General features: G+C 60.4%; 9 protein-coding genes. All 9 read left to right on the top strand.

Going from position 1 to position 12,886, the window contains the following annotated elements; translation table 11 throughout:
• The first annotated feature begins 521 nt into the window (after positions 1 to 521).
• The 9 genes from dnaE (at position 522) to bamA (ending at position 12,824) form a co-directional block, all read left to right on the top strand.
• Positions 522 to 3,980 carry a DNA polymerase III subunit alpha gene (gene dnaE, locus QZ564_RS09955; RefSeq protein WP_297108685.1) on the top strand — a complete coding sequence of 1,153 codons (3,459 nt, stop codon included), beginning with the start codon at positions 522 to 524 and terminating at the stop codon, positions 3,978 to 3,980.
• 347 nt (positions 3,981 to 4,327) lie between these two features.
• Complete coding sequence (gene rpsB / locus QZ564_RS09950) at positions 4,328 to 5,101, top strand: 30S ribosomal protein S2 (RefSeq protein WP_297108683.1); 774 nt, start codon at positions 4,328 to 4,330, stop codon at positions 5,099 to 5,101.
• Positions 5,102 to 5,216: 115 nt separating this feature from the next.
• On the top strand, positions 5,217 to 6,143 hold the full coding sequence (gene tsf / locus QZ564_RS09945; RefSeq protein WP_297108680.1) for a translation elongation factor Ts: 927 nt from the start codon (positions 5,217 to 5,219) through the stop codon (positions 6,141 to 6,143).
• 191 nt (positions 6,144 to 6,334) lie between these two features.
• Positions 6,335 to 7,054 carry a UMP kinase gene (gene pyrH, locus QZ564_RS09940; protein WP_297108677.1) on the top strand — a complete coding sequence of 240 codons (720 nt, stop codon included), beginning with the start codon at positions 6,335 to 6,337 and terminating at the stop codon, positions 7,052 to 7,054.
• A 104-nt stretch (positions 7,055 to 7,158) separates the two neighbouring features.
• Positions 7,159 to 7,719, top strand: coding sequence for a ribosome recycling factor (gene frr / locus QZ564_RS09935; RefSeq protein WP_297108674.1), 561 nt, complete (start codon positions 7,159 to 7,161; stop codon positions 7,717 to 7,719).
• 33 nt (positions 7,720 to 7,752) lie between these two features.
• Complete coding sequence (locus QZ564_RS09930; RefSeq protein ID WP_297108671.1) at positions 7,753 to 8,514, top strand: isoprenyl transferase; 762 nt, start codon at positions 7,753 to 7,755, stop codon at positions 8,512 to 8,514.
• Complete coding sequence (locus QZ564_RS09925) at positions 8,511 to 9,371, top strand: phosphatidate cytidylyltransferase (protein ID WP_297108669.1); 861 nt, start codon at positions 8,511 to 8,513, stop codon at positions 9,369 to 9,371. The genes QZ564_RS09930 and QZ564_RS09925 overlap by 4 nt, the downstream gene beginning before the upstream one ends.
• A 21-nt stretch (positions 9,372 to 9,392) precedes the next feature.
• Positions 9,393 to 10,514, top strand: a complete 1,122-nt coding sequence (gene rseP, locus QZ564_RS09920) for an RIP metalloprotease RseP (RefSeq protein WP_297108667.1) — start codon at positions 9,393 to 9,395, stop codon at positions 10,512 to 10,514.
• Between the two features lie 183 nt (positions 10,515 to 10,697).
• A complete protein-coding gene (gene bamA, locus QZ564_RS09915; protein ID WP_297108664.1) occupies positions 10,698 to 12,824 on the top strand; it encodes an outer membrane protein assembly factor BamA in 2,127 nt (708 codons plus the stop codon).
• Positions 12,825 to 12,886 lie beyond the last annotated feature (62 nt).

Raw genomic sequence — 12,886 nt, 5'->3', positions numbered from 1 at the left:
AGCTGTGGGGCTCTGCGCCGGGCTATCCTTGCACCAGACAAAGCCGGTGCAAGCACAGCACGCATAAAATAATCCCCTATCGAGAAATCCCGGCGTTCCCGAGACGGCTTTCGTCTCAGTTTTTTAGTTTCAGGGACGATGGCCGTCTCGGGACTCCGCTCTTATTTTCGGAACCGCGAGGCCACATGGCCGGGCGGACCTTCGGCACGTCCCGAATCTTAACACCGGCCCAATCTCTCCTAACGAAATCCTAACCAATTAACCCCTGTCCCCGGTTTCACCGCTGTTCCTAGCTGGACGAGAACAAACAGGGAATATATAAGAACATTACAGAAACACGGGAGACCAAGATGCTCAACTTCGTCAAAGACCTCGCCGCTTTCGTTACCCTGGGCGCCTTCACCATCGGCTCGCTCACCTGGATGGATATCATCACCCACATCGCCTGATGGCTGTGGATTGACGCAACGGCGGTTTGACCCCGCGCGACCTGTGCCGCAGGGTCAGACTAGGAGATGCAAATGCGCGGCCCAGGCTTCATTCACCTTCATGTTCACTCTGCCTTCTCGCTTCTTGAAGGCGCACTGCAGCTTGAGACCATTCTCAAGCTCGCCGCCGAAGACGAACAGCCAGCGCTCGGCATTGCCGACACCAACAATCTGTTCGGTGCACTCGAATTCTCCGAGAAGGCTACCAAGAAGGGTATCCAGCCCCTGATCGGCGTGGAACTGGCTGTTGATTTCGCCGCCGCCGAGGAGCGAGTCAGCGAAAGGGGCCATACTGCCTGGACTGGCAAGTCATCCATCGTTCTGATGGCCCAGTCCGAAGACGGCTTCTCCAATCTCTCGCGACTGGTCTCGCGCGCCTATCTCGAGGGTGAGGACGGTTTGGCCCGTGCAAGCCTGGATTGGATGACGCGGGAAAGTCTATCGGGGCTGATCTGCCTGTCTGGTGGTCCGGAAGGGGCCATCGATATGGCCTTCGCCAATGGCCAGGACGCCAATGCTGCGCGCCGGCTGGACCGGTTGGCCGATCTGTTCGGCGATCGCTTCTATATCGAGCTGCAGCGTCATGGCCGGCCCATGGAGGCCAGCGTCGAACCGCGCCTGGTCGACTATGCCTATCGCAAGGGCATACCGCTGGTCGCCACCAACGAACCCTACTTCAAGACCGAGAAGGAATATGAGGCGCATGACGCGCTTCTGGCCATTGCCGGTGGCTCGGTGCTCGCCCAGACCGAGCGGCGTAAGCTCAATGACCAGTATTATTTCAAGACCCGCGCGGAGATGGTTGAGCTGTTCTCCGATCTGCCCGAGGCGCTCGATTCGACCATTGAGATCGCCCGGCGCGTCGCCTATCGCCCGCGCACCCGTGGGCCCATCCTGCCCAAATTTGCCGCTGGCTCGCACGCCACCGAGGACGAGGTCGTTGCCGCCGAGGCCGCGGCCCTGCGCAAGATCGCGGTCGAGGGTCTCGACAAGCGCCTGGAAGTTGTCGGCCTGGCCCCGGGCAAGGACGAGAAGGAATATCGCGAGCGGCTCGATTTCGAGCTTGGCATCATCGAAAAGATGAAGTTTCCCGGCTACTTCCTGATCGTGGCCGACTTCATCCAATGGGCCAAGGCCCACAATATCCCGGTCGGACCAGGTCGTGGTTCGGGCGCCGGCTCGCTGGTGGCCTATGCCACCACCATCACCGACCTCGACCCCCTTCGCTACAATCTGCTGTTCGAGCGCTTCCTCAATCCCGAACGCGTCTCGATGCCCGACTTCGATATCGACTTCTGCCAGGACCGGCGCGAAGAAGTCATTGACTACGTGCAGGACAAATACGGCGCCAGCCAGGTCGCCCAGATCATCACCTTCGGAACGCTTCAGGCGCGCGCTGTGCTGCGCGATGTCGGCCGCGTCCTGCAGATGCCCTATGGCCAGGTGGATCGTATCTGCAAGCTCGTGCCCGCCAACCCGGCCGACCCCTGGTCCATCGAGCGCACCATGAACGAGGTGCCGCAATTCAAGCAGATGGCTGAAGAAGACGAGACGGTCGGCCAGTTGGTGGAGATCGCCAAGGCCCTCGAAGGCTTGTTCCGGCACGCCTCGACCCACGCCGCCGGAATCGTGATTGGTGATAGGCCTCTGCAGGAATTGCTGCCGCTTTATCGCGATCCGCGCTCCGACATGCCGGTTACCCAGTACAATCTCAAATGGGTTGAGCCGGCGGGCCTCGTGAAGTTCGACTTCCTTGGTCTCAAGACCCTGACCACCATCCGCTACGCGGTCGACATGGTGAAGAAGCGAGGGATCGAGCTCGATATCGACGCCATCGATATTGAGGATGCGGCCACCTACAAGCTTTACGCCCGCGGCGATACCTACGGCATCTTCCAGTTTGAAAGTGCCGGCATGCGCCGCGCCCTGATGGAACTGAAGCCCGACCGCATCGAAGACCTGATCGCCATGAACGCGCTCTATCGGCCCGGTCCGATGGACAATATCCCGAGCTTCATCAACCGCAAGCACGGCACCGAGGATGTCGTCTATCCGCACCCGGCGCTGTCCGAAGTGCTCGACGAAACCTATGGCATCATTGTCTATCAGGAGCAGGTGATGCAGATCGCCCAGCTCCTTTCGGGCTACTCGCTCGGCGAAGCTGATATGTTGCGCCGCGCCATGGGCAAGAAGATCAAGGCGGAGATGGATAATCAGCGCATTCGCTTCCGCGAGGGCGCCGGTCCAAATGGGGTGAGCGAGGCGCTGGCCGACGAAATCTTCGACCTTCTGGCCAAGTTCGCCAATTACGGCTTCAACAAGAGTCACGCGGCGGCCTATGCCTGGGTCAGCTACCAGACGGCCTATCTCAAGGAACACTTTCCGCACGAATTCTATGCGGCGTCCATGACGCTCGACATGGCCCAGACTGACAAGCTTTCCGACTTCCGCCGGGAAGCCAGCAGGAAGGGCATTGAGGTCGTTCCGCCCTGCGTCAACCAGTCCGAAGTCGTCTTCTCGGTGAAGGATGACCGCATCCATTATGGACTGTCGGCAGTCAAAGGCGTGGGCCGGGCCATGGCGGAGCATATTGTCGAGGTTCGGGGCGACACGCCATTCAAGGACCTTGGCGACTTCGCCCGTCGCGTCGATCCGCGCGTCCTCAACAAGCGAACGCTGGAGACGCTGGTCAACGCCGGCGCCTTCGATGGCTTGGCCCCGCGGCGCGAGGTGGCCTTTGCGGCCGTCGAAACCATTATCGGCACTGCTCAGGCCCTTACGAGCGAAAGAAGCGAGGGTCAGTGGAACATGTTTGATGCCGCCGAACCGGAGCCTTTCAGATTGTCTCTTGATGTCCCAGTCTGGAGCTCGACCGAACGCGCTGACCGTGAACTCGCGGCCATCGGGTTTCACCTTTCCGCGCATCCTTTGGACGCGTACTCAGATCTCTTTGACAAGAAGAAGGTTCAACGGTGGGGGGACTTCGAGCGAGCAGTCAAAGCGGAAGGCAATGCTGCGGGATTCCTCGCGGGCACTATTTCGTCTCGCAACGACCGCAGGACGAGAAAGGGGTCACCCATGATGATCCTGAGTCTGTCCGATCAAAGTGGTACTTTTGAATGCATAGCGTTCTCGGAACAGATCGCTGACTACGGGGCAATTCTTCAGCCGGGACAGTCAGTCGTACTGCACGTGGTAGGCGAAGAAAGACCCGAAGGCGTAAGTGTCAGGCTACACAAGGCTGAGGCCATTGAGGGGTTGGCGCAACGGATCGACAGGGAACTTACGATATATGTTGAAGATCCCAGCGTTCTTGGTCCCACTAGCGCGCAGCTAAAACGAGGTGGAAATTGCACCGTAAATTTGATCGTGACCAGGGATTCGGGGGCGAAGACTTACCAAGTTGAACTCCCTGGGAAATACAACGTGAACCCAGAGGTTGCTGCAGGTATTAAGGCGCTGATTGGTATTACAGACGTTGAGTTGACGTGACTGGGGCTCACAAGAACGCGGGGGAGGCGAGCCTTTGGGGGCCCTTCCTCCCTCGCTCAGGGGCTCTCACCCTTGACCCCGTGTCTGGGCACGGGTCTATGACCGAACAATAGCATGACAGGGCAATGCGTTGCTTGAAATAGTTGTGAATGGGTCAGGCGCACCCAACGCCCGCCGCAACAATGCTTGCGTCAATCAGGATGTTCGCTTATAGCAGCCACGCGTTCGGCATGGGCCGGACGTGATTTCACACACGAAGCAGGCTTTCCTTGGCTGGAAATCCATCCGGTGGCGCCTGGCGCTGCAAGGCTTCGTGGAGGCATCAACCGGTAAAGGAGCAGCCCATCATGGCACTGCCAGAATTTTCCATGCGTCAGCTTCTCGAAGCTGGCGTTCACTTCGGCCACCAGAAGCACCGTTGGAACCCGAAGATGGAACGCTACATCTTTGGCGTTCGCAACGACATCCACATTCTCGACCTCAGCCAGACCGTGCCGGCCCTCAGCCGCGCCCTGCAGCTCGTGTCCGACACCGTCGCTGATGGCGGCCGCGTGCTCTTCGTCGGCACCAAGCGCCAGGCTGCCCCGCTGGTGGCCGATGCAGCCAAGCAGTCGGCACAGTACTACGTCAACTCCCGCTGGCTCGGCGGTACGCTGACCAACTGGCAGACCATCTCCAACTCGATCGCCCGCTTGCGCGAGCTCGAGTCGATGAGCGAAGCCGATCTGGCTCTGCGCACCAAGAAGGAGCGCCTGATGATGTCCCGCGAGCAGGAGCGCCTCGAGCGCGACCTGGGCGGCATCAAGGACATGGGCAACCTGCCCAACCTGCTGTTCGTGATCGACACCAACAAGGAAGAGAACGCCATCAAGGAAGCCCGTCGTCTCGGCATCCCGGTTGTCGCCATTGTTGATACCAATTGCGATCCCGACATTGTCGACTACGCCATTCCGGGCAATGACGACGCCAGCCGCGCTCTCGAGCTCTACGTCTCGCTGATCTCGCGCGCTGCCATTGACGGCATCGGTCGCTCTTCGAGCGCCCTCGGCGCCGATCTCGGTTCCTCGGCCGAGGCACCCGCCGAAGACCTTCCGTCCGAAGGCGAAGAGACCGTCAACTAATCTTCGTGCAGGCGTGTCTACCTCGCGTGGACACGCCCCGCCCGATTCCGGGCGTCATATAGATTGATCCCTACTCAAGAAGCCGCCCCGCGAGGGGCCGCCAAGAGGTGAACCCATGGAAATCACTGCTGCAATGGTCAAGCAGCTCCGCGACTCGACCGGCGTCGGGATGATGGACTGCAAGAAGGCCCTGGCCGAAACCAATGGCGACATGGAAGCCGCTGTCGATTGGCTGCGCACCCGTGGCCTTGCCAAGGCCGCCAAGAAGGCCGACCGCGTCGCTGCTGAAGGCCTGGTCGGCGTCATCACAGCCGGCACCAAGGCCGCCGCTGTTGAAGTCAACTCGGAAACCGACTTCGTTGCCCGCAACGAGCAGTTCCAGAACATCGTCGAGTCCGTCACCAAACTCGCTCTTGATGCTGATGGCGATGTCGTCAAGCTCGGTGAAATGCCGTTCCCCGGCACTGGGCATTCGGTTTCGGCCGAACTGACCGAAGCCATCGCCAAGATCGGCGAAAACATGAACCTGCGTCGCACCCAGACCGTCTCGGTCACCGACGGCGTGGTCGAAAGCTATGTCCACAATGCAGTCAAGCCTGGCATGGGCAAGATTGGCATTCTGGTTGCGCTGGAATCCACCGGTGACAAGGCCGCTCTGTCGGCTCTGGGCAAGCAGCTTGCCATGCATATCGCCGCTGCCCAGCCCCAGGCCATTTCGCCCGACGAGCTGGATCAGGAAGTGGTCGCCCGTGAGCGCGCCATCATCCTCGAGCAGGTCAAGGAAAGCGGCAAGCCTGCTGACATCGCCGAGAAGATGGTCGAAGGCCGCATGCGCAAGTACTTCGAAGAAGTGACCCTGCTCAGCCAGGTCTTCGTCATCGATGGCGAAACCAAGGTTGGCGATGCGATCAAGAACGCCGAAAAGGATGCCGGCGCTCCGATCAAGCTGACCAAGTTCGTGCGCTTTGCCCTTGGTGAAGGCATCGAGAAGGTCGAAAGCGACTTTGCGGCTGAAGTGGCGGCAACCGCCGGCACCAGGTAAGCCTGACAATTATGGAAGTGGGCGACTATGCCCACTTCCTGCTCTTCGATGCATTTGCGTCGGATCGAGCCACTGATTTCTCATTCAAGTCTTGCAGTGCCGCGGCTTCTATTGCCGGGCATTTTGCCATAGGGTCTGCCCGGTCCGCCGGATTCGGTGGCCCGCATGTTCAGATCAAGGGGTCCCCGCCGATGTCATCCGCCCACAAGCGCATCCTGCTCAAGGTCTCGGGTGAAGCGCTTGCTGGCGACAATTCTTTCGGGATCGAACCGCCTTACCTGCAGCGCATTGCCGGCCAGATCGCCGATGTTGCGCGCACCGGGGTCGAAGTTGCGATCGTGGTTGGTGGCGGCAATATCTTCCGCGGCATGGCCGGAGCGGCCGATGGTACAGACCGGGTGACGGCCGACCTTATGGGCATGCTGGGCACCATGATCAATGCCCTGGCCCTGAGCAACGCCATTACCCGCCAGGGTGTCAAATCCAAGCCCTTCAGCGCCGCGACCATGCCTTCGGTTGCCGACACATTCACGGCGCGGGACGCCAAGCTCGCCCTTGAGGAGGGTTTCGTTGTCGTGCTCGGAGGCGGCACCGGCAATCCCTTCTTCACTACCGACACCGCGGCGACACTGCGCGCCATTGAACTTGAGTGCGACATGGTGCTCAAGGGCACCAAGGTCGACGGCGTCTATTCGGCTGATCCGATGAAGGATCCCTCGGCCACCCGCTACAGCCAGATCAGCTATGACGACGTTATTGGCCAGAACCTCAAGGTCATGGATACGGCCGCATTCGCCCTTGCCCGCGACAACGCCATGCCGATAATCGTATATGCTCTGGATGACGAGGCGGGCCTGGCTGGGGTGCTTGAGGGCAGGGGGCGGTCCACGCGCGTGGGCAACCCGCTCTAGAGCCAGATTTTACCGGCGCCATGCCTGTTTAGCTCGCGGCGCCCCGGAACACGTTGGCAATGGGCGCAGACCCATGCCGGCGACAAGACTGGAAGGAAACGGCAATGGCTGCAAGTTACAATCTGAACGACCTCAAGACGCGCATGCAGAAGTCGGTGGCGTCCCTCAAGGACGAACTGGGTGGGCTGAGGACCGGTCGTGCCAGTGCCAGCCTGCTCGAGCCGGTCACCGTGGAAGTCTATGGTTCGCGCATGCCGCTCAACCAGGTCGCTACGGTCACCGTTCCGGAGCCGCGCATGCTGTCGGTCCAGGTCTGGGACCGGTCCAACGCCAACGCCGTGGAAAAGGCAATCCGTGACAGCGGCCTTGGCCTCAATCCAATGAGCGAAGGCCAGGTCATTCGCGTGCCTTTGCCCGAACTCAATGAGCAGCGCCGCAAGGAGCTGGCCAAGGTTGCCCACAATTACGCCGAACAGGCCCGCGTTGCCGTTCGGCATATTCGTCGCGATGGCATGGATGCCTTGAAAAAGGCGGAGAAAGACGGCGACATGAGCCAGGACGACGCCAAGAAGCAGTCGGACCTGGTCCAGAAGGCGACTGATGACGCCGTGGCCGAGATCGACTCCATCGTGGCGACCAAGGAACAGGAGATCATGCAGGTCTAGTGGACCGGCTGATCTTGCGCCGGGAGGGCGTTGATGGCAGGGGAACCGGCCGCCAGTGTGAATGTTGCGCCGGGAGCGGGACTTAAGATCCCGCGCCATATCGGCGTCATCATGGACGGCAATGGCCGATGGGCCAAGCAGCGCGGCAAGCGGCGCACCGAAGGTCACGTGGAAGGGGTGAAGGCCCTGCGCGGCCTGGTGGAGCACTGCATCACCTATGGCGTGCCATACCTCACGGTCTTCAGCTTCTCATCCGAAAACTGGTCGCGGCCTCCGGACGAGGTCTCTTTCATATTCAATCTACTGCGCCGGTTTGTTGCATCAGATCTTCAAAGACTGATCCGCAACAATGTCCGCGTCCGCATCATCGGTGCCCGCGAAGGACTGGATCATTCGCTCGTCAAGCTCATCGAAGACGTCGAGGCCAAGACAGAGGGCAATACCGGTCTCACTCTGGTCGTCGCCTTCAACTACGGGGCGAAGGCAGAGATTGTCGCAGCAGCCCGGCACCTTGCGCGCGAGGTGGCGGCGGGCCGCCTCGATCCGGACGAAATCGATGAACAACGTCTGGGCAACGCCCTCTACACTGCTGGCCTGCCGGATCCGGATGTCATTATCCGCACGAGTGGCGAACAGCGCCTCTCCAATTTCCTGCTCTGGCAGGCGGCGTATTCTGAGTTCGTGTTCGTGGATGAGCATTGGCCCGACTTTAACGAGGCCAGCTTCGTCCGGGTCCTCGAAACCTTCACCAATCGCGACCGGCGCTTCGGTGGCATAGGGACAGCGGCGCTTTGACGGGGCAGGGCGATCCCGAAGCGAATCCGCCGGCCCAGGTCCGGCGTTCTTGGACCGATGTCGGGCCGAGACTGGCTTCGGCGGCGGTGCTGATCGCCCTGACCGCCACGGCCCTCACTGTGGGCAGCTATCTGTTTGCCATCGTTGTCGGCGCGGTTTACGCCCTGGCTTATCGCGAGTGGGAGACCATGGTCACGCGCGCGCCGCTGACGGGGCAGGGCGTTGTCCTGATTGTGCTGACCGGGATTTCGGGCCTGCTTTACCTGCCATTCGGTTTCTGGGGACCTTTGGTCACACTCCTTGTTTCCATTGGCCTGATCCAGGCTATGGAAAGGGAACATGCCGTCTGGCGCATGGTCGGCGTTGCACTGTTCGTTGCGCTCATCACGTCGATACTTGTCATGCGCGGGGCCGAAGCAACCGGCATCTGGGCTGGCGTCTATCTGGGTACCGTGGTGTGGATGACGGACTCGGCGGCCTTCTTCACGGGCCGGCAGATCGGCGGCGAAAAGCTGGCGCCGGATATCTCGCCCTCCAAGACCTGGTCCGGAGCCTTGGGAGGCCTGGCACTTGGAACGGGCGCCGGTGTGCTGGTCTGGCTTTGGCTGACCGAATCCCCGATCTGGATCGGCGTTCTGCTGTCGGCGTCGATCAGCATCCTGGGGCAGGCGGGTGATCTGGCCGAAAGCGCGATCAAGCGCTTTTTTCGCATCAAGGACAGTGGTGACATCATTCCCGGCCATGGTGGGTTGATGGATCGCCTCGACAGCCTCACATTCGGCGTGTTTCTCGTAGTTCTTGTGGGCGGCCTTCACGCTGGCTTCGGTTCAGTGGCCGAAGGTTTGCTCAATTGGTAGAAAAGGGCGAAGCAGAGCCTCATGCCTGAAGCCTTCTTGTGGCTCAACGCCATCTGGATCATCGCCTTCATCGTGTTCGTGCACGAGATGGGGCACTATCTGGTTGCCCGCTGGAACGGCGTGGCCATCCACACCTTTTCGATTGGCTTCGGGCGTGAGATCGTGGGTTGGTATGACCGGCATGGCACCCGCTGGCGTATTTCGGCCATCCCATTGGGCGGTTATGTCCGCTTCGTCGGCGACATGAATGCGGCCAGTCTTCCCGATCCCAAGGCGGTAGAGACGGTCGATCCTGCCCTGGCGCCGCGCCTGTTCGTCAACAAGAACGTCTGGCAACGAATCGCTATCGTGGCAGCCGGGCCGATTGCCAACGTGCTGCTGACCTTCCTCATTCTCTACGCACTGTTGCTCGGATATGGCCGCTACACCATTCCTGCGGTGATCAGCGAGGTTCTGCCGGGATCGGTAGCAGAAGCGGCCGGGTTCCTGCCGGGCGACGAGATTCTGGCCGTCGATGGCTACGCCGTGCGCGGATTTGAGGATTTTCAACGCTATGTGGCCACCAGTCCCGAGCGGCCTGTGGTGGTCGACCTGTCGCGGGGTGGGGCGGATCGGACGCTGACCCTGGTGCCCGAAGCCGTCCAGATCGAAGATCGATTCGGCAATGAGCAGCGTATCGGCCGGATCGGCGTGTCTCGCGATGTCGAAAACACCGATGTGACACTTTACCGCCCCGGGCCTGTCGAAGCTGTCGGCATGACCCTTGAGGAGATCAGGTTTATCGTTCAGCGCACCGCTGCGTTCTTGGGCGATTTCTTCGTCGGTCGAGGCGATGTCGAGCAGCTTGGTGGGCCGGTGAAGGTGGCAAAAGTGTCCGGAGAGGTGGCGACACTTGGCTTTGTCGCGCTCATCAACCTCATGGCGCTTCTGTCCCTCAACATCGGCATCTTCAACCTGCTGCCTGTGCCGATGCTGGATGGAGGACATCTGCTCTATTACCTCATCGAGGCGGTTCGTGGACGTCCGCTCAGCATGCGCATTCAGGAAATTGGTTTCCGGTTCGGATTCGCTCTTGTGCTGGCGCTCATGGTGTTTACGGTGTTCAACGACACGGTGTTCGACCACTTCGGCATTTTGCGCTAACGCCTTGTTAACTTTGGTTCGCAAGGTGTTGCACGAATACAAGGGCACCAATGAATTGCTAACCGCGTGATCAGTCGCGCCTTGTTCCTGGTTAAAAAAACAGTAAAACACTTCAATGGAGTTAGCTTGGGGGAGCGCTGTGCATGGCGATTCTCCGGGCGGGTCGCAGAAGGCAATAACAATATGATTCACCCCACCAAGTTGATGCGTGGCGCAGTTTCGGCGATCGCCATTTTGGGGGCTGCCCCAATGGCCGCTGGTGTGCCTGTCCTTGGCGTCGTGACGGCACAGGCGCAGGAGCAACTGGTTGCTTCCGTGCTGTTCGAGGGCAATCGCCGCTTTCCGGATAGCCAGCTCCTGTCCATGGTCGACATCTCGACCTCGGGCATCTTCAGTCAGCAGCGACTGAATGCGGACATCGAAAGCATCCGCCTGGCCTATGACCGGGATGGGTTCAACTCGGTTTCGGTGTCGGCGCGCACGGAGCAGACCGCAGATGGTCGCGTCCGGGTGATCTTCGAGATCAATGAAGGCGAGCGCGCGGGCATCGCGGCGATCAACTTCACCGGCAACAACTCCATCGGGGCCGGCAACCTCAAGGGCACTATGCTCACCAAGGAGTCGGGCATCCTGAGCTGGCTGCTCCGGGACGACACCTATGACGAGCAGAAGATGGCCGTGGATCGCGAGCGCATCCGGCTGTACTACGCCAATCGCGGATTTCCCGATGCGCAGGTGAACTCGGTTGCCGAGTATGATGCCGCCCGCAATGCCTACTTCGTCAACGTGACCATCAATGAAGGTCAGAAGTACGAATTCGGTGACGTTGGCATCGAAACCAGCATCGACGGTCTGAATACCGACGTGTTGCGCGGCACCGTCCGCACCGGCCAGGGCGGTACTTATTCGGCTCTGGACCTGCAGAAGACCATCGAAGACATGGCCTATGAGGCTACGGCCCAGGGTTATTCCTTCGCTGACGTCCGGGCTCGCCTGGATCGCGACGTAGCCACCAACACCTTCGATGTGACCTATCTGGTTGATGAAGGTGCCCGTATCTATGTCGAACGCATCAACATCACCGGCAATATCAAGACCCGCGACTTCGTCATCCGTCGCGAGCTGGATTTTGCCGAAGGCGACCCGTTCAACCGTTCCATGGTCATCCGCGGGCGCGACAGCATCGATGCCTTGGGCTATTTCTCGCGCATCGACATTTCGACGGCGCCCGGTTCAGCCCCGGACAAGATCGTCCTCAACATCAATGTTGTGGAACAGTCCACCGGTGAATACGGCGCCACTGCCGGTTACTCCACCACGGACGGTATTCTGGGCGAACTGTCGCTGACCGAGCGCAACTTCCTGGGTCGCGGTCAGTATCTGCGTGCTGCCATTGGTGCATCGCAGTCCGGCCGCACCTTTGACTTCTCGTTCACCGAGCCGCGCTTCATGGGCCTCAAGGTCTCTGCCGGCGTGGACGCCTATCACCGCATCTACGACGAATCCACGGTGAGCTTCTATGGCTCGCAGGTGACCGGCGGCCAGTTGCGCGTGGGCGTGCCGCTGACCAGCGCCCTCAATGCGCAGTTCTTCGGTGGCTACGAACGCAAGGTCATTTCCGACGTCAAGGACAACCCGGTCTATCAGTCCGCAGTGGTCACGGATGGGCAGGAATTCAACAAGGCCTTTGTCGGCTATTCGTTGACCTGGAACGGTGTCGACGACGTCAAGAACCCGACCGAAGGTCTGTTCGCGACGTTCACGCAGCAATATATCGGTTGGGATCACAACCTGCTGCGCACCGAAGCGCGCGCCCGCTACTTCGTGCCGCTCATTCCGGACAGCGGTGTTGTTGCCAGCGTTCGCGGCCAGGCTGGTGTGATCAACAGCCTCAATGGCGCCAATGTTCATGCTGTCGAGGCTTTCACGCCCGGTTCGCAGCTGATCCGCGGCTTCCAGGGGCGTGGCTTCGGTCCGCGTCTGGCCAATGGTGAATATCTTGGTACCACGATGTTTGCCGGTATTTCGGGCGAGATCGAGTTCCCCATCCCTGGGCTTCCTGAGAGCTACGGCTTGAGCGGCGCGGTCTGGGCCGATGCTGCCTGGATCGGCGACGGTTCGAGCATCGGCACCGGCACCAGCACGATTGCCGCAACCAGCAACGACCAGCCTTGGCGGACCTCGGTTGGTGCATCCCTGATCTGGGATTCGCCGTTTGGCCCTCTGCGTGGCGACGTGGCTCACGTGCTGAACAAGTCGACCGACGATCGGACGCAGGTGTTCCAGTTCACCATTTCGACCTTGCTCTAGTCTGGTCGGCGTGGAAGTGTTGTTTGGAGCCGCGGGGCGGTAGCGCCGCGGCTCCTTCTGTT

Origin of the sequence: uncultured Devosia sp. (assembly GCF_913055165.1) — a bacterium.
GTDB lineage: Bacteria > Pseudomonadota > Alphaproteobacteria > Rhizobiales > Devosiaceae > Devosia.
Note: the sequence above shows the minus strand (reverse complement) of the source record. Positions and strands in the feature narration are given on the sequence as shown.

Coding starts and splice junctions, on each gene's coding strand:
- pyrH (WP_297108677.1), top strand. CDS start 6,335: ATGTCATCCGCCCACAAGCGCATCCTGCTCAAGGTCTCGGGTGAAGCG.
- rseP (WP_297108667.1), top strand. CDS start 9,393: ATGCCTGAAGCCTTCTTGTGGCTCAACGCCATCTGGATCATCGCCTTC.
- dnaE (WP_297108685.1), top strand. CDS start 522: ATGCGCGGCCCAGGCTTCATTCACCTTCATGTTCACTCTGCCTTCTCG.
- QZ564_RS09930 (WP_297108671.1), top strand. CDS start 7,753: ATGGCAGGGGAACCGGCCGCCAGTGTGAATGTTGCGCCGGGAGCGGGA.
- tsf (WP_297108680.1), top strand. CDS start 5,217: ATGGAAATCACTGCTGCAATGGTCAAGCAGCTCCGCGACTCGACCGGC.
- bamA (WP_297108664.1), top strand. CDS start 10,698: ATGATTCACCCCACCAAGTTGATGCGTGGCGCAGTTTCGGCGATCGCC.
- rpsB (WP_297108683.1), top strand. CDS start 4,328: ATGGCACTGCCAGAATTTTCCATGCGTCAGCTTCTCGAAGCTGGCGTT.
- frr (WP_297108674.1), top strand. CDS start 7,159: ATGGCTGCAAGTTACAATCTGAACGACCTCAAGACGCGCATGCAGAAG.